Raw genomic sequence first — 19,632 nt, forward strand, 5'->3', positions numbered from 1 at the left:
ATCCGTCGATCGAACCGGCTGTGACCGGCGGGAGCAGTGGCGGCACAAACCGTCCCGAATGCTGAAGCTTACGCGGTATGGTGCCGGGGACCGCGCACCGAGTACGACGAGGTACAGATGCCCATGAACTCCAAGACTTCGACCCGCCGAGTTGCCGGGCGCGCGGGCACGGTGGCCGCGGGCGCGGTCGCCGCCGCGGCGTTCGCGCTGCTCGCGGCCCAGCCCGCCGACGCGTCGGTGACCCGGCTCGGCGCCACCGCCGACCTCAGCGTCGGCCGCGCGACGAACTACGGCACCGGTTGCCGCTACACCGTGCAGGCCTTCGTCGACGACGCCGCCGCGCCGGTCACCTTCTTCGACAACGGCGTCCCGATCGGCCGCGTCCGCCCCGCCGGCGCGTACGCACTCACCGGCTGGATCCCCGCCACCCAGGGCCCGCACACCCTCACCGCGGTCCAGGACGGCCAGCCCGCCGAACTCCCGCCCGCCCCCTTGACGCTGAGCGTCGGCCAGGGCGTCCCACTCGGCTTCGGGTGCGGCGTCTTCGGCGGCTAGCACCCCGACCCACACGCCGTTCGCCTAGGGAAGCTGAGCCTGCGAGCGGGTTCGTTCGCGGGCATCCGAGTCCGCACGAGGGCAAACTTACTCGCCGAGCAGGAATTCCTTGGCGGCGTCGAGGAATTCCTGCGACAGCGCGTCGTCGGCGGTGGCGCGGGACAGCATGAGGGCGCCCGCCATGACCGAGAGTTCGACCAGGACCTCGTGGTCGGCCGCTTCGTGTTCGCCGAATTCGGCGAGCTTGCCGAGCATCGTGCGAATGCCGTCGAGGTAGGCCTGCCGCAGCGGCCCGTCGGGCTGGGCGCGGGCGACATCCCCGGCCAGCGCGGCGATCCCGCAGCCGCGCCCGGCGGCGTCGCGGTGGCGGGCCGACAGGTACCGGTCGACGAAGGTGCGGCGGGCCTCGGCGGCGTCCGCGCTGTCGGCGCGGATGCGGTCCATCTCCTCGATCTTCTCGGCGTACGCGACCGCGCAGGCCTGGGCGATCAGGTCGTCCTTCGACTCGAAGTGCCGGTAGAAGCCGCCGTGTGTCAGGCCCGCGGCGGCCATCACCTCGGGCACGGTCACCGCGCCGGCACCGCGTTCGCGGACCTGCGCCGCGGCCGCGTCGAGCACTTCCCTGCGGTGCGCCTGCGCCTGTGCCTTGGACGTTCGCGGCACGGACCCTCCTTCCGTCGGGCCGTCACCCGCCCTGCGCGGCGAGCGATCGGCGGTTCCCAGTCTTGCGCATCCGTTTAGATGATGAGCATAATCTAAAAGTCTTGCGGACCGACAACGCGAAAGAGGCTGGGATATGGCGAGAATCGAAGGCGCGGTGGCTTTGGTGACCGGCGGGCAGCGCGGGCTCGGGCAGGCGTTCGTCGAGGAGTTGCTGCGGCGCGGCGCGGCCAAGGTCTACGCGACCGCGCGGTCGCCGCGGCCCGCCGAGGACTCGCGGGTCGAATCGTTCGCGCTCGACGTCACCGATCCCGAGTCCGTGGCGGCCGCGGCCGCGCGAGCCGGGGACGCCGAGATCGTCGTCAACAACGCGGGCGTGCTGCGTCCCGCCCCGCTGCTGACCGCCGAAATGGCCGATGTCGTAGCCACTTTCGAGACCAACGTCTTCGGCCCGCTGCGGGTCGCGCAGGCCTTCGCGCCGGTGCTGGCGGCCAACGGCGGCGGTGCGCTGGTCGACATCCACTCGGTGCTGTCGTGGGGTGCGGGCGCGGCGGCGTACGGCGCTTCCAAGGCCGCGTTCTGGTCGCTCACCAATTCGCTGCGGCTGGAGCTGGCGGCGCAGGGAACGCAGGTGGTGGGCGTGCATCTCGGGTTCGCCGACACCGACATGGTCCGGCGGCTCGCCGTCGAGAAGACGGAGCCGCGCCAGGTCGCCGCCGCGGTTTTCGACGGTGTAGCGGCCGGCGACGCCGAGGTGCTGGTGGACGACGTGTCCCGGCGGGTGAAGGCGGCGCTGGCCGGGCCCGTGGAAAGCCTGGCCCTGCCGATCGCCCGCTGACCCTGTCCCGCACCGTCTCTCACGAAAGGCACGCCGATGCCGCTGTGGCGCATCTACCATCCCGCGAACACCTACTCCGACAGCGACAAACAGGCCTTCGCCGCCGACATCACGCAGTTCTACACGAGTTTCGGGCTACCGGAGTTCTACGTGGTCGTCCTGTTCGAGGAGGTCGCGGAGTCCGCGTTCTACGTCGGCGGCCGCCCGTCCGCCGATACCGTGCGGATCGTGGTGGAGCACTTGGCCCGCCATCTGGACGACCCGGCCCTGCGCAAACGCTCGACCGAGCGACTGAACTCGATCATGGAGCCTTACACGCGAGAGCGCGGGCTGCACTGGGAATTTCACACCTACGAGTCGCCGCGCGACCTGTGGATGATCGCCGGGTTGTTCCCGCCCGGGCCCGGCACCGAAGCCGAGAAGGTCTGGGCCCGAACGAATAAGCCCGCTCCCTACTGAGCCGCTACCTCGTGCCCGGCGCGGCAGCGGTGTTCGATGCGGCCGCGCTTGCGACAGCCTGCGAATGGGCCGGGTGTTCCGCGGGGGCGTTCGAGTCGGCTTCGGAATTACTCGTCCCGCTGGCGCTCTCGCCGACCTGCTCCGGCCGCAGTCCGAACAGTGCCGCGAGAACCGTTGCGGCACAAGCGCCCGCGCCCACCCAGAACGCGATGGTGAACTGTCCTTCCTCGGGCAGCGGCAATCGGGGTAGCAGTTTGGCGGTCAGCAGCGTGGTGATGATGGCGCTGCCGAGCGAGCTGCCGACCGTGCGGGAGATGGAGTTGATGCCGTTGGCGATGCCGCTCTGATGATGCGGCACCGCGCCCGCGATGAGCGCCGGCATGGCCGCGTAGGCGAGGCTGATCGACACACCGACCACGACGCCCGCCCAGATCACCGTCGCGGTCGCGTCGTGGGCGAGGGCCAGCCACGCGAACCCGGCGACGCCGACCAGGCCCGCGAGCACCAGCACCCGGCGGCCGCCGAGCCGCCCCACCAGCAGGCCGCCGACCGGCGCGGCGGCCATCGACGCCAGCGCGGTGGGGAGCAGGTACTCCACCGAGGCCCGCAGGATCGACGCCTCGAATCCGTATCCGGCGACGTGCCGCGGCATCTGGGCCAGATACGAAATGCCCATGAACAGCAGGAACATCGCGAATCCGACGAACATCCCGGACAGGTTGGTGAACAGCACGGGGCGGTGGGTGAACATCCGCAGATCCACCAGCGGCGCGGGTACCCGGCGCTCGACGGCCACCCACGCGACGGCGCACACCACCGACGCCGCCAGGCAGCCCAGCGTCGTGACCGACGTCCAGCCCCACTCGTGTCCCTGCGAGATCGGCAGCAGCAACAGCACGAGGAACCCGCCCAGCGTGAGCGCGCCGGGCAGATCCACGCTGCCCGGATGCCGCTTGCCCGTGGACGGCACGGCCACCACGGCCGCGAGCAGCGCCAGCACCGACAGCGCGGCGGTGAACCAGAAGACGACGTGATAGTCCGGATCGCTGCCCTTGGTCAGCAGTCCGGTGGCCACCAGGCCCAGCCCGCCGCCGAAGCCGAGGGTGCCGCTCACGATCGCCATCGCGTGATGCAGCCGCGCGGCCGGGACCTCCTCGCGCAGCATCGCCAGCGCGAGCGGGAAGATCGCCGTCGCCACGCCCTGGAGCGTCCGCCCGGCGAGCAGCACGCCCAGGGAACCGGCCAGCGCGGAGACGGCCGACCCGATCGCGGCGACGACCAGCACGAACAGCAGCGTCGGCTTCTTGCCGTACAGGTCGCCGATGCGGCCCAGCAGCGGCGTGCACACCGCCGCGGACAGCAGCGTCGCGGTGGTCACCCAGCTCACCGAGGTCGTCGAGACGCGCAGGTCGGCGGCGATCAGGCCCAGGATCGGCACGGCCTGGGTCTGCATCACCGTCACGATCATCGCCGCGAAGGCCAGGACGCCGGTCAGCAGCGAGCCCTTGCGCTCCGTCACGGGCACCTCCAGTGCTTGAAGACAGATATGTTTGAGGTCTTCAAGCATCTAAAGGTTCAAAGATCGTGGTTGTCAAACGTGGCGGTAGAATCCGGGGTATGACACCGGCCACGACGCAGAGCACGCTCGCGGTGCTGATCTCGCGATTCGTGTCCGCCTACCTGCACGATTTCCTGACCGCGGCCGAGGACCACGGTCTGACGCTGACGCAGGCGAAGCTGCTGCTGGCCCTGAACGAGCCGCCGGCCGAACTGCCCATGCGCGTGCTCGCGGGCCGGCTGGCCTGCGATCCGTCGAATCTGACCGGCGTCGCGGATCGGATGGAGTCGCGCGGCCTGGTCCGGCGCACGGTCAATCCGGCGGATCGGCGGGTGAAGTACCTCGCCGCCACCGACGCGGGGCGGGAGCTGGCTGAGCGAATTCGCGGCTCGCAGGTGCGGGCCTACAAGGCGCTCGCCGAGCTGTCGCCGGCGGAGGAGCGGCAGCTCGAGGGCATGCTGGAGCGGCTGGTGCCGAAATTGGAGGCGGCGGAGGAGTAGGGGCCGCGCTCAGTCGGTGAAACGTCCTGTGGCCAAGGCTGTTTCGCGGTAGTGGTCGGGGAATCCCGGGCCCAGCCGCGGGGTGAGTGTGCCGTAGCGCAGTGGCTCGCGGCAGTGGGAGCAGACCACCTCGGCGTGCGTGTCGTGGTCGCAGGCATCATGCCGCAGGACGACCGGCGGGCCCGCCTCGGGGGCCACCCAGCGGTCGCCCCAGCGCATGATGGCGAGCAGCACCGGGAAGAAGTCGCGGCCCTTGTCGGTGAGCCGGTACTCGTAGCGGGCGGGCCGCTCCTGGTAGCGGACCCGCTCGAGCATGTCCTCCTCGACCAGGCGGGTCAGGCGCTGGGTCAGGATGTTGCGGCTCAAGCCCAGTACCCGTTCGAAGTCGTCGAATCGGGTGGTGCCGTAGTAGGCCTCGCGCAGCACCAGCGGCGTCCACCAGTCGCCGATCAGGTCGACGGTGCGGGCGACCGAGCACGGCCAGTGGGCGAAGGTGGTGCGCTTCATGCGACCACCGTATCGATCCGGGCGGGCACGTACTTGTGCCACGGGGTGCCGACCCATTCGTCGCGGGAATCGTAGGCGGTCAGCTCGTTCGGCGCGGCGCCGCTGGTGAGGATCGTGCCGTCGGCGTCGAAGACGATGAGCCCCAGGCCGTTCGGCAGCGCCAGGTGTCCGGAGCGCATCCGGTCGGTGGGTTCGACGGGCACCTCGGTGCTGCCGCGGCGGGTGGTGACGCGGACGCGGTCGCCGGCGGACAGGCCGAGCCGTTGCGCGTCGGCGGTGCTGATGCGCAGCGCGCCGCCGCCGTCGCGCTTGCGCCACTGCGGGTCTCGCATGATCGTGTTGGCGGTGAAGGCCCGGCGTTCGCCGGCGGCCAGCACGAACGGCCACTCCCGATCCGGTTCCGGCTCCGGGAGATCGGCGACGACGGCCAGCAGTTCGGGGATGTCGAGGCGAACCTTGCCGTCGCGCAGTCGGTTCCACGTCTCCTCGACGTCGTCGTCGGTGATGACCACGCCGTGCTTGCCGGTGAGGATGGCCTCGAACAGCCGCTCCCCGGCTGCCGGGCCGGTGCCGTAGCCGGCCCGTTCGACGCCCTTCGGATTCTTGCGGGCGCAGTTGTAGGCGGCGGCCCACAGCATCGCGGCCGCGGCGGCGCCGTCGGGCAGGGTGGGGCCCAGCGTCCGATACAGCAGCACCGGTGCGAGTTTCGCCTTGCGCCGATCGGCGAGGATGCCCAGGAACGCCATCGCGAAGGCCTCGCGGCCCTGGGCCAGCGCGCCGCGCAGCGGGGCGTAGTCGTCGTCGGTCAGCGCGCCCGAAGCCTCGACGAGGCGGGCGTGGATCTCCGGTTCCGGCAGCACGTTCGCGGGCGCGGGCAGTACGGGGTGGCGCAGCTGGAAAACGTTGCGCGGGAACTCGAAATTGAAGAACGTCGCCTCGTACTTCTCGAACTGCGTCGGCGCGGGGAGCACGTAGTCGGCCAGCCGCGCGGTCTCGGTCATCGCCACATCGATCACGACCACCAGGTCCAGCGCGGCCAGCGCCTCCCGCATGCGCGCCGAATCTGCCAGGGAATGCGCGGGATTCGCGCTCTCCACCACCATGGCGCGGTAGCGGGCCGGGTGGTCGGTGAGAATCTCCTCGCTGATCACGTTGCACGGCACCAGGCCGCTGACGATCCGCGCGCCCGCGACCGGACTGCGCGGTCCGGCGTCGGCGGGGTGGCCGCGGTCGTGGCCGAGCGCGGCCAGACCCGAGAAGGCGTACTGAGTACCGGGTTTGCCGAGATTGCCGGTGAGCAGCCACACCAGTTTCTCGACATAGCTCACCACCGTCGAGTACCGGTTCATCTGTACGCCGAGGTCCTCCAGCGCGGCGACCGACGACGCCCGCGCGATGCGGTGGGTCGCCGCGGTGACCAGGTCGAGGTCGACATCGGCGATGGCGCAGTACTTCTCGATCGGGACCGTCTTCAGCACCGCGAGCACTTCGTCGACGCCCTCGGCGTGCTCGGCCAGCCAGTCGTGCGCGATCAGGTTGTCGCGCAGCAGGATCGCGGCCATCGCGGTGAGCAGGTACACGTCGGTGCCGGGGCGCAGTTGCAGGTGGAACTCGGCGAGTTCGGCGGTCTCGGTGCGCACCGGATCGAGCACGACGAGGCAGCGGCCCGGGTCGCGGGCGATCTCCTTGAGGACCGTGCGGGCGCGCGGAAAGCCGTGCGACTGATACGGATTCTTCCCGACGAACAGCGCGACCTCGGCATGCTCGACGTCGGCGCGCACCGGATGCCCGGCCATCCGCGCGCCCACCCAGAAGTCGCCGGTCTTCTCCTGGGCCAGCGCGCTGGACCGGTAGCGCATGCCGTAGGCGGCCATGGTGGCCGGGGCGTACGCGCCGCCCAGGTGATTGCCCTGGCCGCCGCCACCGTAGTAGAAGATCGATTCCCCGCCGTGCTCGTCGCGAATGCCGCCCAGGCGCTCGGCGATGTCGGAAATCGCGGTGTACCAGTCGATTTCCTCGAAGCTGCCGTCCGCGCGGCGGCGCAGCGGCGCGGTCAGGCGGCCGGTGCGCCCGTTCTGATAGTGGTTCAGCTGCAACGCCTTGTTGCAGGTGTAGCCCGCGGAGGCGGGGTGCAGCTTGTCGCCGCGGATCTTCTCGAAGGAACGGCCGTCGGCCCCGACGAGGACCTGAATGCCGCAATTGCACTCGCAGAGGATGCACGCGGTGGGCTGCCACTCGGTCATGGAGGGAGCCTACGACAGTGGGTTCACAAACGCTACCCATATGGTGGGACGAAGATCAGGGCTCTCGGAACAGCAAGGCGCTGTCGCCGAACTCGTGCCAGAGGTAGCCGGTGTCCAGAGCCGCGCGGTAGGCCTCGGTGACTGTGGCCGCTCCGGCGACGGCTTCGAGCAGGTGCAGGTGGGAGGCGCCCGGTTCGTGCCAGCCGGTGATCAGGCCGTCCACCGCGCGGGCCGGTCGGGTGGCGCCGAGTATCAGGTCGGTCCAGCCCGCGGCGGGGCGTACCCGGCCGTCGGGGCCGGTGGCGGACTCCAGGGCGCGGGTCACCGTGGTGCCCACGGCGATGACCCGGCCGCCGTTGTCGTGTGTCGAATTCGCCAGTCGCGCGGTCTATTCCGGCACGACGTAGCGCTCCGGGCTCGGCGGCTCCCCCGACTCGGGAGAGGAGACGCCGGTGTGCAGGGTGATGGGGGCGAGCTGCACTCCAGCGGCGATCAGGTCGGTCACCAGGCGATCGGTGAACGGGCGGGCCGCGCTGGGCATTTCGGCGCTGCCGGGTTCGCGGCCGAACACCGTGCGGTAGTAGTCCAGCGACCAGCGTTGTGTCACATACGAATACGTGATCGGGCGGCCGTGGGCGGCGAGCAGCCGACGGACGTCGGCGTCGATGTCGGCGATCCACAGTCGGCGGCCCGGCGGCAGCCAGGGCGCCCGCAGCACGGCCGTCGCGCCCGGCAGCTCGACGTGCGCGCCCGGCTCGGGATCGGCGGCGGTGAACGGAATGCCCTGCGGTGACCGCAGTTCGACGGCCCAGCCGCCGTCGTCGAGCGCCGCCGCGACGTGCACGACGGTGGGATGCCCGCGATAGCGGGCGTCGACGGCGGCGGCCAGGGTCGCCGAATTGTTCACCACCACCAGGTCGCCCGCGCGCAGGAAGCGCGGCAGCTCGCGGAATCTCGCGTGGGTGACGGTCCCGCGGTCGGCGACCAGCATCCGGACCAGGTCGCGGGCGAGGCCGCGGGCCTCCGGCGGTGCGGTGGCCGCCCGCTCGGCGGGTACGGTGAATTCCTCCAGCGCCACAGTCATCGCGCTGTACCTCTTTTCGTTGTTCCGCGGCGCGGAGTCAGTGCGCCACCGGCAGTTCGGCGGCGAGGTAGCGGCCGCTGGGCGGCCGGGTGTCGATCAGGTGCAGCAGCGCCGGGACGACCGTCTCCGGTTCCGGCCGGTCGGAGATGTCCTCGCCGGGGCACGCGGCCTGGTGCATGGCGGTGCGCATATCGCCGGGATCGAAGCTGTAGACGTGCAGGTCGGGGTGCTCGGCGGCGAAGGTGGCGGTGAGGTGGTCCAGCGCCGCCTTCGACGCGCCGTAGCCGCCCCAGCCCGGGTAGGCGTTGACCGCCGCGTCGGAGCTGATGTCGACGACCGTGCCGCCGGTGGCGCGCAGTCTCGGCAGCGTCATTTGCAGGATGCTCAGCGGCGCAACGACATTGGTGGACAGTACGGCGGCGAAGTCGGCGGGCGGGTAGTCCGCCAGGCGCGGCATCGGGCTCGGTCCCAGCGCGCTCGCGTTGTTCACGACCAGGTCCAGTCGCGCCAGTTCGGCGATGACGGTGGCGAGCCGGGCGCGATGGGCGGGATCGGCGACGTCGCCGGTGAGCGCGATGGCTCCGGTCGCGTCGCGGACGCGGACGAGCGGGTCGAGGTGGCGGGCGGTGAGGACCAGATCCCACCCGCGTGCCGCCAGTGCCAGGGCCGTGGCGCGGCCCAGGCCGGCGGAGGCTCCCGTGACGAGAGCGGTTCTCGGGTTGTTCATGCCCCCATCGTCGAACCTGAACCATACTTCGGGTCAAGGGCGGGCGTGATTTCGCGCCGGATCCGGCGATGAGTTTCCGGCCGCCGCGTCGTCCCAAGTGGTGACCGGCAACCACCGACGAGGAGCGACCATGTCCTACACCTTCAAGCCCGGCGATCCCATCTGGGTGGATCTGTTCACCGCCGACCCGGACCGCGCCATCGCGTTCTACGGCGAACTGCTCGGCTGGACCGCCGAGCGCAGCGGGCCGGAAATGGGCGGGTACATCATCTTCAGCAAGGACGGCAAGCCCGTCGCGGGCGGGATGCGCAACGAGGGCGGCGCCGACGGCCCGGACCGGTGGACCGTCTACCTCAACTCCCCGGACGCCCAGGCCACCGCCGACGCGGTCACCGCGAACGGCGGGCAGGTGACAATGCCCCCGATGGACGTCGCCGACCAAGGCCGCATGGCCGTCGTCACCGATCCCGGCGGGGCCGAGGTCGGCGTCTGGCAGCCGGGTGCCCACCCGGGATTCGGTGCGCTCGGGACCGTCAGCGGGGGCGAGTGGAGTGAGCACGTCGGCGTGCCGTCGTGGTTCGAGCTGCACACCTCCGCCTATCCGGCGGCGCTGGACTTCTACCGCACCGCATTCGGCTGGCAGGACCCGTTCACGATCTCCGACGCGGCGGAATTCCGTTACACCACAATCCATTCCACCACGCCGATGCTCGGCGGCATCATGGACACCTCGGTGTTCGCGCCGGTCGAGGTGCCGGGCGGATGGCAGGTCTACTTCGGTGTGGCCGACGTCGACGCCGCCGTGAAAGCCGTGCGGGAGCTGGGCGGCTCGGTGCGGCAGGAGCCCGAGGACACGCCGTACGGGCGGATGGCGGCGGTCGCCGACCCCACCGGCGTGGGTTTCCGCCTGGGTGGCAACAAGTCCTGAGCGCCGGGTTGGGCGGGCGTTGTCAGGGCTGTTGTCCGCGAGGCGGCTTGGGCGGCTGGGTTGGGGGTGTGGTCAGGGGTGATTGTGCGCGAGGCGGCTGGGTTGGGCGCGGGTGTGGTCAGGGGTGGTGGGCGAATGCCGCTCGGGCGGCCGGGAGGGCGGCTGAGCGGTCGGATTCGACCAGGCCGATGCGGGTGCGGCGGTCGAGGAGGTCGTCCTCGGTCAGTGCGCCCTCGTGGGTGACGGCGTAGGCGAATTCCGCTCGCGTTACGTCGATTCCGGGGGCCACGGGCTCGGCCAGGGCCGGGTCCGTGCGGACGAGGCGCAGGATTTCCGTGGCCTCGATGCCGTAGCGTTCGATCAGCACCGGCGGCGCGGGGATCCGATCGCGTTCCGCGCCGGAGACCGCGCCCACCAAAGGGATTCGCTGGGTGACACACGGCGACGCGGGCGGTCCGGCGTGCGCGACGGCGGCGTCCACGGCGTCCTGGGCCATCTTGCGGTAGGTGGTGAGTTTGCCGCCGACGACGGTGATCGGTCCGCCGGGGGAGTGCAGCACCGCGTGTTCGCGGGAGATGTCGGCGGTGCTGTCGTCGGCGCTGCGCAGCAGGGGGCGCAGGCCGGCGAAGCTGCCACGGATATCACTGCGCCGCAAGGGTTCCCGCAGCACCGTGTTGACGGTGTCGAGCAGGAATTCGATCTCGGCGTCGGAGGGCACCGGCTCGTCGGGGATCGGTCCGGGGGCGTCCTCGTCGGTGAGGCCGAGATACACCCGGCCGTGCGCGGCGGGGAAGGCGAAGACGAAGCGGCTGGTGCTGCCCGGAATCGGCACCGTCAGCGAGGCGGTCAGGCCGCCGAACGCCGCCGCGTCGAACACCAGGTGGGTGCCGCGGCTGGGCCGCAGTTCGATGCTCGGATCCACGTGGTCGGCCCAGACGCCGGTGGCGTTGATCACCGAACGGGCTCGCACGGACAGGGTTTCGCCGGTGAGCGTGTCGTGCAGGCGGGCCGAGTCGCCGGTGACGTCCTGCGCGCGTACCCGGGTCAGTACCGACGCGCCGTGGGCCGCCGCGGTGCGCGCGATGGCGACCACCAGGCGGGCATCGTCCACCAGCTGACCGTCCCAGGCGAGCAGGCCACCGCGTAAACCGTTGCGGCGCAGCGTGGGTGCCAGGCGCAAGGCCTCGGCGGCCGCGATCCGCCGCGAGCGGGGCAGGACCGCGGGCGAGGTTCCGGCGGTGCGGCGCAGCACGTCTCCGGCCGCGAAGCCCGCCCGCACCAGGGCACGCTGTGCGGTGCCGACGCCGGGGAGCAGCGGGACCACCTGGGGGAGGGCGCGGGTCAGATGCGGTGCCGTGGTGGTGAGCAGGATGTCGCGTTCCACGGCGCTCTCGTGGGCGATCCCCACGCCGCCGCTCGCCAGGTAGCGCAGCCCGCCGTGCACGAGTTTGGAACTCCACCGGCTGGTCCCGAACGCCAGGTCGTGCTGTTCCACCAGCACGGTCCGCAGCCCGCGGGTAGCGGCATCCAGCGCCACGCCCGCACCCGTGACCCCACCCCCGATCACGAGCACATCGATCACGCCACCATCCCCGAGCGCCAGCAACTCCCGCTCCCGCCGCCCCGCATTCAGCCTCGAATCCCCGAGACCCGCACTCCCATCAACCATCCCGCCACTCCTGTCCTTCATCCCGCAAACCCGCCCTCGTGCCGACCGTTCCGCCGCTGCCGCCATACATCCCCGAAACTTGCTGTCGTGCCGACCGTTTCGCATAGCCAGCGCCCCGGGTGGGTCATGCGTAGCGCTCGCCGTCTTCGGGGAGTAGGTAGCCGTCGATGGCGCGGGCCAGTTCGGCGTCGAGTTGGTCGTCGTCGAGGAGGTGGCCGACGGTGCCGGCGGATTGGACGACGGACTGGCCGATCAGCAGGAGCATGGTGGCCAGGTGGTCGGGGTCGCCGGCGCGGATCGAGCCGTCGCGGTGGCCCTCGCGGATCACGGCGGCGAACAGCAGGATCAGTTCGCGCTGGTTGCGGCCGAGGCGGCCGAACACGTAGGTCAGCATCAGGTCGGTGTCGGTGCGGAAGATCTTGCCGAACAACCGGTTCGAGCGCAGCATCGCCGCCCCCGCCACCACGCCCTGCACCAGCCGGGCCCGCGCCGGTCCGCTCGCCGGGATGGTCCGCCCGACGATGCCGCGCATCTCCCGGACCAGTAGCTCCGCGATGAGGGAGCCGGTGTCGGGCCAGCGCCGGTAGACCGTGGGGCGGCTGACCCCGGCGCGCCGGGCCACTTCCGTGAGCGTGGTGCGCCGCACCCCGAACTCCTCGACGCAGGCGCGGCCCGCGTCGAGTATCGCCACGTCGATGGCGGACAGTTCGTCGGCGTCGGCCGTGTCGTCCATCGTGTGCATTTCCGTTTCACCACCAAATCGCGGGCGGGTCCCGTGTCCGGGGCCGCGCCGGGCTATTCGTTACTGCTTGACGTTATATGTCAGACTGTAACGCATGGTCGACACACAGCACGAGACTTCGCCGCGAATGCCGGTCGAGTCGGCGGAGCGCCCGAGTATGGTGTGGGACGCCTGGGGCATTCCGGCCGGTCACGCGCCGCTTCCCGAGCGGATCCGCACGCTGCTGGCGCAGGTGTTCGGAGTGTCCGGTGAGCCGGTGCCCCGTCGCGACGAGGGCGATGTGCCGCTCCGCGACCCGGCGCTGACGGCCGCGCAGTTCGCGGGGTTGTCCGCGGTGGTCGGCGCCGAGTTCGTCTCGGTCGACCACCGGGACCGGCTGTTGCACGCCGGCGGCAAGAGCACTCCCGACCTGCTGCGCCGCCGGGCCGAGGGCCCGCAGGACGCTCCCGACGCCGTCGTCTTCCCGGCCGATCACGACGAGGTGCTGGCGGTGCTGGCGCACTGTGCCGAGCAGGGCATCGCCGTGGTGCCCTTCGGCGGCGGCACCAGCGTGGTGGGCGGGGTGGACCCGGCGCGCGGCCGGTTCGATGCCGTCGTCGCGCTGGATCTGCGGCGTCTCGACTCGCTCACGGAGGTCGACCCGATCGCCGCCACCGCCACCCTGGGCGCGGGGCTGACCGGGCCGCAGGCGGAGAAACTGCTTGCCGGACACGGGCTTTCGCTCGGACATTTCCCGCAGAGCTTCGAGTTCGCCAGCATCGGCGGATTCGCCGCCACGCGCTCGTCGGGGCAGGCGTCGGCGGGCTACGGCCGTTTCGACGACATGATTCAGCGGCTGCTGATCGCTACGCCCAGCGGCACATTGGATCTCGGCCGCGCCCCCGCCTCGGCCGCGGGCCCGGATCTGCGCGAGCTGTTCGCCGGTTCGGAAGGCGTGCTGGGCGTGATCACCTCGGTCACCCTGCGGGTGCATCCGGCACCGGAAGCCGTTGCGTACCAAGCGTGGTCGTTCCCCGATTTCGCCACCGGCGCGGCGGCGCTGCGCACCGTGGTGCAGGAGGGCGCGGCGCCTACCGTGCTGCGGCTGTCCGACGAGGCCGAGACCGGACTCAATCTGGCGCGCTCCGGCGATATCGGGGGCGCGCCGGTGACCGGCTGCCTGGCCGTCACCACCTTCGAGGGCAGCGCGGCACACGTGGCGGCCCGCAGCGCCGAGGCGACGGCGCTGCTCGCCACGGCGGGCGGCACCGCCCTCGGCGAGCAGCCCGCGCGCGAGTGGGAGCACGGCCGGTTCGCCGCGCCGTACCTGCGCGACGCCCTGCTCGACGTCGGAATCCTCTGTGAGACATTGGAAACCGCGACCAGCTGGTCGAACTTGGCGCGGCTGAAGGGGGATGTCACCACGGCGCTGACCGACTCGCTCACCGCTCAGGGCACTCCGGCGCTCGTGATGTGCCACATCTCGCACACCTATCCGACCGGCGCGTCGCTCTACTTCACCGTGGTGGCCAAGCAGCTCGACGACCCGATCGCGCAGTGGTTGCGAGCCAAGCGCGCCGCGGGCGATGCCATCGCGGCGGCCGGCGGCACCATCACCCACCATCACGCCGTCGGCGCGGATCACCGGCCGTGGCTTCCCGACGAGATCGGGGACCTCGGTGTGCGGGTGCTGCGCGCGGTCAAGGCCGCGGTGGATCCCGTGGGCATCCTCAATCCCGGAAAGCTGATCCCGTGAACCAGTTGTGCTGTGCCGCCGCGCTTTCCCCGCTGGCACGAACCGGTGCGCGAGCGGCGCGGACCGTAATCATCCGTCCGTTGGTCGGGAGGATGGTGCGGTGAGTGTCCGGTCGGTCCTGTTGGTGACCAATCCGCTGTCGGGGCAGGGGCGGGGCCTGACGGCCGCCGCCGCGGCCACCGCGCATTTCACCGCGCGCGGCGTCCAGGTCACGCCGGTGCACGGTGAGACGGCCGCGGATTCCGTGCGGTCGGTCCGCGCCGCGCTGACCGAGGGGACCTCCGCGCCGGACGCGGTGGTGTGCGCGGGCGGCGACGGCCTGGTGTGCCTGGCGCTGCAAGCCCTCGCGGATTCCGGTGTGCCGCTGGGGCTCGTGCCCGGCGGCACCGGCAACGACCTGGCCCGCGAACTCGGCATCCCCGACGACGACGCGGCGGCCGCCGTGGACATCGTTCTCGGCGGCAATGTCCGCCCGATCGACCTGGGCGAGATCGACTCGCCCACGGTGAGAGCCGAATACGGTGGCCCGCTGCGTTTCGCCACGATCACCGGCACCGGGTTCGACGCGCGAGTGACCTTGCGCGCCAACCGCATGCGACGCCCGAAGGGCTCGCTGCGCTACACCGTCGCCGCGCTCGCGGAACTCACCGGCGGCCTGGCCGTGCCGTACCGCATCGAACTGTCCGGCGGGGACGCCGCGGACTCGGTGGTCGAGACCGACGCGGTGATGGTGGCCGTCGGCAACGGCCGCACCTACGGCGGCGGCATGCTGATCTGCCCGGACGCCCGCCTCGACGACGGACTGCTCGACCTCACCGTGGTCGGCGCCATGTCCCGCCTCGACATGCTGCGCATGCTCCCCGCCTTGTCCGCGGGCAAACGCATCGACCACCCCGCGGTACACCAATACCGCGCAGCCACAATCACTTTGACGGCACCGTCCGCTCCCGCCACGGCCGACGGCGAACCTGCCGGGGTACTGCCCGCGGTCTTCCGCGCACTCCCTGCCGCGCAGGCCGTCCTGGTGCCCTGAGTCGGCCTGGGGCAATGCCGGGAGCAGTCCCTCACGCGTCGAACGAGACGGATCGCAGGCCGGAAACCGTCTCGCGGTCGACGATCACCACCGACGCGGGGGCGGGGCGCGGGGCGGCACCGGCGGTGACCCGGGTGAGCAGGCGCTGCCAGCGGGAGTTGTGCAGGGCGAAGCTGATTCGGCTCACCCGGCGGCCGCGCACCCGCTGGCCGTCGCGGGCCGCGCCGGGCGGCACGTCGATCATGACGATGTGCAACTCGCGGCCGCCGCGCGCGGTCCACGCCGAGATCATGCGGTGCACCCAGCGGCGGGTGCCGCAGTCGTGGACGACCACCGGAGTGGGGGATTCGTACAGCGCGCGGCGGATGCGGCGGTAGTGGGTGAGGTGCACGAGCGGCAACCACAAGGCATACGGCCACCGGCCCAAGCGGACTCGCCACCAATTGCGGGACTGCTGAGAATCGACCAGCGTCGCGCCGCGGCGGACGACCGCCTCCACGGTGTCGTCGATGCCGCCGAACAACTGCCGCAGCGCGGTGCTCTTCCCCGCCCCCGGCACGCCCGTGAACAACAGCGCGGCCGTTGCGGGATAACGCAATTCGTCGACGGCGCGCCCGCGTAGATCCAGCACCGCCGCCGGTGTCACGACGCGCGGATCGGGTGTCGGGGTGCGCCCGGCGTCCAGGGGAGGAGTCATTCTCTCCAGGGTCCCGTGTCGAAAAACGTTCGGCAACAGGGAAGTCCCTGAGAAGACCCCGAGATCTGCCGCGGCGCCCGACCGCTTTCACGTCTTGGTCCGCGCCCGCAGGTGGATGCGCTCACCCTGCCCGCCGAAGATGCTCAGGATCTCGACCGGCCCCGGACCCGCACTGCCGAACCAATGTGGTTGGCGGGTATCGAATTCCGCGGCCTCGCCGGGGTCGAGTTCCAGCTCGTGCGTGCCCAGGATCAAGCGCAGGCGGCCCGACAGCACGTACAGCCACTCGTGCCCGTCGTGCATCTTCGGGTCCGGCGGCGGCTCGTCGGCCGGGATCGTGATCTTGTAGGCCTGCACCGGACCCGGCCGGCGGGTGAGCGGCAGAATGGTGCGACCGGCGACCCGCCGCATGGTGCCCTGTACGCGCGGATCGGTGAAACGGGGGAGCGCGACGAGGTCGTCGACGGTGACCTCGTGCGCGTGCGCGATCGGCAGCAGCAGCTCCAGGCTGGGGCGGCGCTGCCCGGACTTCAGGCGCGACAGCGTGCTCTGGGAGATGCCCGTGGCGGCCGCGAGCTGGGCGAGGGTCACCCCGCGCCGGGTGCGCAGCTGCCGCAGTCGGGGTCCGATATCGGCGAGCGCGGCGGTCAGGGCCGGATTGCTGGTCACCACGACGATCCTCCGCGCTTTCCCGGAATCGGCAAGTTTCTTTGCCGATTCCGCAACACTGCGGCGCGTCGTGGCCATGAGCGAGACGAGATACGGCGTGGTGGTCGTGCGCGGCGGTACTGTCGGCGCCCGCTTCCTGAGTCGCGACCAAGAGGCAAACCCGCACCAACACAATGGATTCGGGCAAAACCTGAGAATTGCATATGGATCGGGCGACCGGGCCGGAATCGGCGGTAGTCTGAATCTTGTGGGCGGGGTTTTCGGTGTCCCTCATCCGCCGAAAACCCCGCCCTTCGGGTATTCGGCCCCCCTCCTTAGAATCGCACGGTGACCAGCACAGCCTCTGAGAACTCACGTAATCGTGCCGATGCCCTCCCCAAGAGCTGGAATCCCGGCGAGGTGGAGGCCGAGCTGTACGAGCGCTGGGTAGCCGCTGGTTACTTCACCGCCGACGCCACCAGCACGAAGCCGCCCTACTCGATCGTGCTGCCGCCGCCGAACGTCACCGGCAACCTGCACATGGGGCACGCCTTCGACCACACGCTCATGGACCTGCTCACCCGCCGCAAGCGCATGCAGGGCTACGAGGTGCTGTGGCTGCCCGGCATGGACCACGCCGGCATCGCCACCCAGACCATCGTGGAGAAGCAGCTGGCCGTCGACGGCAAGACCAAAGAGGACTTCGGCCGCGAGCTGTTCATCGACAAGGTCTGGGACTGGAAGCGCGAATCCGGCGGCACCATCCAGGGCCAGATGCGCCGCCTCGGCGACGGCGTCGACTGGAGCCGCGACCGGTTCACCATGGACGAGGGCCTCTCCCGCGCCGTGCAGACCATCTTCAAGCGGCTGTTCGACGCGGGGCTGATCTATCGCGCCGAACGGCTGGTGAACTGGTCGCCCGAGCTGCGCACCGCCATCTCCGACATCGAGGTCAACTACAAGGACGTCGAGGGCGAGCTGGTGTCGCTGCGCTACGGCTCGCTGAACGACGACGAGCCGCACGTGATCGTGGCCACCACCCGCGTGGAGACGATGCTCGGCGACACCGCCGTGGCCGTGCACCCCGACGACGAGCGGTACCGGTCGCTGATCGGCACCACGCTCTACCACCCGATCACCGGCCGCCAGATTCCGATCGTCGCCGACGACTACGTCGACCCCGAGTTCGGTTCCGGCGCGGTCAAGATCACGCCCGCGCACGATCCGAACGACTTCGAGATCGGCCTGCGGCACCGGCTGCCGATGCCGACGATCATGGACGAGACCGGCCGGATCGCCGGCACCGGAACGGAATTCGACGGCATGAACCGGTTCGAGGCGCGGCTGAAGATCCGCGAGCGCCTGGCCGCGGAGGGCCGCGTCGTCGCCGAGAAGCGGCCCTACGTCCACAGTGTCGGTCACTCCGAGCGCAGCGGCGAGCCGATCGAGCCGCGCCTGTCGATGCAGTGGTGGGTGAAGGTGGAGTCGCTGGCCAAGGCCGCCGGTGACGCGGTTCGCCACGGCGACACCGTGATTCACCCGCCCAGCCAGGAGCCGCGGTGGTTCGCCTGGGTCGACGACATGCACGACTGGTGCATCTCCCGGCAGCTGTGGTGGGGCCACCGCATCCCGATCTGGTACGGCCCCGAGGGCGAGATCGTCTGTGTCGGACCCGACGAGCAGGCGCCCGAGGGCTACGTGCAGGACCCGGACGTGCTCGACACCTGGTTCTCCTCCGGGCTGTGGCCGTTCTCGACGATGGGCTGGCCCGACGCCACCCCCGAGCTGGCGAAGTTCTATCCGACCAGCGTCCTCGTCACCGGCTACGACATCCTGTTCTTCTGGGTCGCGCGGATGATGATGTTCGGCATGTTCGTCTCCGGCGACCCGGCCCTCACCGCGGGCGAGCCGGCCGGGTCCGCGCCGGTGCCGTTCCGAGATGTGTTCCTGCACGGCCTGATTCGCGACGAGCAGGGCCGCAAGTACTCCAAGTCGAAGGGCATCGGCATCGATCCGCTGGAGTGGATCGACGAATACGGCGCGGACGCAACGCGTTTCACCCTCGCGCGGGGCGCGCAGCCCGGCAGCGACCTGTCGGTGGGCCCGGCGCACGTGCAGGCGTCGCGCAACTTCGTCACCAAGCTGTTCAACGCGACGAAGTTCGCGCTCATGAACGGCGCGGTGTCCGGCGCGATCCCGGCCCGCGACACCCTCACCGACGCCGACCGCTGGATCCTGGACCGGCTGGATGAGGTTCGCGCCGAAGCGGATTCGGCGCTGGACCGCTACGAGTTCGGCAAGGCGTGCGAGGCGCTGTACCACTTCGCGTGGGACGAACTGTGCGACTGGTACCTGGAGCTGGCGAAGGTGCAGTTCGCCGAGTCCGAGGAGCGCGCCGCGAGCACCCGCGCGGTGCTGGGCGGCGTGCTGGACGCGCTGCTGCGCATGCTGCACCCGGTGATGCCGTTCGTCACCGAGACGCTGTGGCAGGCCCTGACCGGAGGCGAGTCCGTCGTGATCGCGGCGTGGCCGCAAGCCACCGGCATCGCCGCCGACGCGGTCGCGGCCCGGCGGGTCGCCGACGCGCAGAAGCTGATCACCGAGATCCGCCGCTTCCGCAGCGATCAGGGCCTCACCGACAAGCAGAAGGTGGCCGCGCACCTGGTCGGCCTCGAGGACGCCGACCTCACCGGGCTGCGGGCCGAGGTCGCCGCGCTGGCCCGGCTCACCGAGCCCGGCGACGGCTTCGCGGCCACCGCCTCCGTGGAGGTGCGGCTGTCCGGCAGTACCGTGACGGTGGAACTCGACACCTCCGGCGCGGTCGATCTCGACGCCGAGCGGCGGCGGCTGGAGAAGGATCTGGCGGCCGCGCAGAAGGAACTGGCGAGCACCACCGCGAAGCTCGGCAACGAGGCCTTCCTGGCCAAGGCGCCCGACGCGGTGGTCGACAAGATCCGCACCCGCAAAGAGGTCGCCGAGTCCGAGGTCGCGCGCATCGGCGCCCGGCTGGACGAGATCGCGAAGCGCAAGTAACCACGGAGGGAGCGGA

17 protein-coding genes and 1 pseudogene are annotated in these 19,632 nt (G+C 71.0%); 8 read left to right on the forward strand and 10 right to left on the reverse strand.

Translation table 11 applies throughout. From position 1 onward, the window contains the following. Positions 1 to 123 precede the first annotated feature (123 nt). Positions 124 to 555, forward strand: coding sequence for a hypothetical protein (locus tag IU476_RS11720; protein WP_195099445.1), 432 nt, complete (start codon positions 124 to 126; stop codon positions 553 to 555). 87 nt (positions 556 to 642) lie between these two features. On the opposite strand, the gene IU476_RS11725 is transcribed toward IU476_RS11720, so the two are convergent. Then, on the reverse strand, positions 643 to 1,218 hold the full coding sequence (locus tag IU476_RS11725; protein ID WP_195099446.1) for a TetR/AcrR family transcriptional regulator: 576 nt from the start codon (positions 1,216 to 1,218) through the stop codon (positions 643 to 645). Between the two features lie 133 nt (positions 1,219 to 1,351). On the opposite strand from IU476_RS11725, the gene IU476_RS11730 reads away from it, so the two are divergent. Together IU476_RS11730 and IU476_RS11735 are read left to right on the forward strand one after the other, a co-directional pair. After that, a complete protein-coding gene (locus tag IU476_RS11730; protein WP_195099447.1) occupies positions 1,352 to 2,053 on the forward strand; it encodes an SDR family oxidoreductase in 702 nt (233 codons plus the stop codon). 36 nt (positions 2,054 to 2,089) lie between these two features. Next, positions 2,090 to 2,512 carry a tautomerase family protein gene (locus IU476_RS11735; RefSeq protein WP_195099448.1) on the forward strand — a complete coding sequence of 141 codons (423 nt, stop codon included), beginning with the start codon at positions 2,090 to 2,092 and terminating at the stop codon, positions 2,510 to 2,512. A 4-nt stretch (positions 2,513 to 2,516) separates the two neighbouring features. Here the strand turns inward: IU476_RS11735 and IU476_RS11740 are convergent, their stop codons facing one another. Beyond that, on the reverse strand, positions 2,517 to 4,031 hold the full coding sequence (locus tag IU476_RS11740; RefSeq protein ID WP_324194015.1) for an MFS transporter: 1,515 nt from the start codon (positions 4,029 to 4,031) through the stop codon (positions 2,517 to 2,519). Between the two features lie 98 nt (positions 4,032 to 4,129). Here IU476_RS11740 and IU476_RS11745 point away from each other — a divergent pair, with 98 nt between their 5' ends. Beyond that, positions 4,130 to 4,570 carry a MarR family winged helix-turn-helix transcriptional regulator gene (locus tag IU476_RS11745; RefSeq protein ID WP_195099451.1) on the forward strand — a complete coding sequence of 147 codons (441 nt, stop codon included), beginning with the start codon at positions 4,130 to 4,132 and terminating at the stop codon, positions 4,568 to 4,570. Between the two features lie 9 nt (positions 4,571 to 4,579). Here the strand turns inward: IU476_RS11745 and IU476_RS11750 are convergent, their stop codons facing one another. The 4 genes and pseudogenes from IU476_RS11750 to IU476_RS11765 form a co-directional block, all read right to left on the reverse strand. Continuing rightward, complete coding sequence (locus IU476_RS11750) at positions 4,580 to 5,077, reverse strand: winged helix-turn-helix transcriptional regulator (RefSeq protein ID WP_195099453.1); 498 nt, start codon at positions 5,075 to 5,077, stop codon at positions 4,580 to 4,582. Further along, the gene (locus IU476_RS11755) at positions 5,074 to 7,320 is read right to left on the reverse strand and encodes a molybdopterin-dependent oxidoreductase (protein WP_195099455.1); all 2,247 of its coding nucleotides are present in this window, start codon (positions 7,318 to 7,320) and stop codon (positions 5,074 to 5,076) included. Before IU476_RS11755 ends, IU476_RS11750 begins: the two co-directional genes overlap by 4 nt. 55 nt (positions 7,321 to 7,375) lie before the next feature. Beyond that, positions 7,376 to 8,404, reverse strand: a pseudogene (locus IU476_RS11760) (S-adenosylmethionine:tRNA ribosyltransferase-isomerase). A 37-nt stretch (positions 8,405 to 8,441) separates the two neighbouring features. Continuing rightward, the gene (locus IU476_RS11765; protein WP_195099457.1) at positions 8,442 to 9,131 is read right to left on the reverse strand and encodes an SDR family NAD(P)-dependent oxidoreductase; all 690 of its coding nucleotides are present in this window, start codon (positions 9,129 to 9,131) and stop codon (positions 8,442 to 8,444) included. A gap of 130 nt (positions 9,132 to 9,261) precedes the next feature. On the opposite strand from IU476_RS11765, the gene IU476_RS11770 reads away from it, so the two are divergent. Then, positions 9,262 to 10,059: a VOC family protein gene (locus tag IU476_RS11770; protein WP_195099459.1), complete on the forward strand. Its 798-nt coding sequence runs from the start codon at positions 9,262 to 9,264 to the stop codon at positions 10,057 to 10,059. Positions 10,060 to 10,177: 118 nt separating this feature from the next. On the opposite strand, the gene IU476_RS11775 is transcribed toward IU476_RS11770, so the two are convergent. Together IU476_RS11775 and IU476_RS11780 are read right to left on the reverse strand one after the other, a co-directional pair. Continuing rightward, a complete protein-coding gene (locus tag IU476_RS11775) occupies positions 10,178 to 11,728 on the reverse strand; it encodes a glycerol-3-phosphate dehydrogenase/oxidase (RefSeq protein WP_195099461.1) in 1,551 nt (516 codons plus the stop codon). A gap of 124 nt (positions 11,729 to 11,852) precedes the next feature. Further along, positions 11,853 to 12,461, reverse strand: coding sequence for a TetR/AcrR family transcriptional regulator (locus tag IU476_RS11780; protein ID WP_438943999.1), 609 nt, complete (start codon positions 12,459 to 12,461; stop codon positions 11,853 to 11,855). Positions 12,462 to 12,564: 103 nt separating this feature from the next. Between IU476_RS11780 and IU476_RS11785 the strand changes: the two genes are divergently transcribed. Together IU476_RS11785 and IU476_RS11790 are read left to right on the forward strand one after the other, a co-directional pair. Then, positions 12,565 to 14,205 carry an FAD-binding oxidoreductase gene (locus tag IU476_RS11785; RefSeq protein ID WP_195099466.1) on the forward strand — a complete coding sequence of 547 codons (1,641 nt, stop codon included), beginning with the start codon at positions 12,565 to 12,567 and terminating at the stop codon, positions 14,203 to 14,205. A gap of 100 nt (positions 14,206 to 14,305) precedes the next feature. Next, complete coding sequence (locus IU476_RS11790; RefSeq protein WP_195099468.1) at positions 14,306 to 15,238, forward strand: YegS/Rv2252/BmrU family lipid kinase; 933 nt, start codon at positions 14,306 to 14,308, stop codon at positions 15,236 to 15,238. Between the two features lie 31 nt (positions 15,239 to 15,269). On the opposite strand, the gene IU476_RS11795 is transcribed toward IU476_RS11790, so the two are convergent. Together IU476_RS11795 and IU476_RS11800 are read right to left on the reverse strand one after the other, a co-directional pair. Continuing rightward, on the reverse strand, positions 15,270 to 15,935 hold the full coding sequence (locus IU476_RS11795) for an AAA family ATPase (RefSeq protein ID WP_228823479.1): 666 nt from the start codon (positions 15,933 to 15,935) through the stop codon (positions 15,270 to 15,272). Positions 15,936 to 16,022: 87 nt separating this feature from the next. Then, positions 16,023 to 16,607, reverse strand: a complete 585-nt coding sequence (locus IU476_RS11800; protein WP_324194016.1) for a helix-turn-helix domain-containing protein — start codon at positions 16,605 to 16,607, stop codon at positions 16,023 to 16,025. A 324-nt stretch (positions 16,608 to 16,931) separates the two neighbouring features. Between IU476_RS11800 and IU476_RS11805 the strand changes: the two genes are divergently transcribed. Beyond that, positions 16,932 to 19,616: a valine--tRNA ligase gene (locus IU476_RS11805; protein ID WP_195099474.1), complete on the forward strand. Its 2,685-nt coding sequence runs from the start codon at positions 16,932 to 16,934 to the stop codon at positions 19,614 to 19,616. The last annotated feature ends 16 nt before the right edge of the window (positions 19,617 to 19,632 follow it).

Source organism: Nocardia blacklockiae, assembly GCF_015477355.1.
Lineage (GTDB): Bacteria > Actinomycetota > Actinomycetes > Mycobacteriales > Mycobacteriaceae > Nocardia > Nocardia blacklockiae.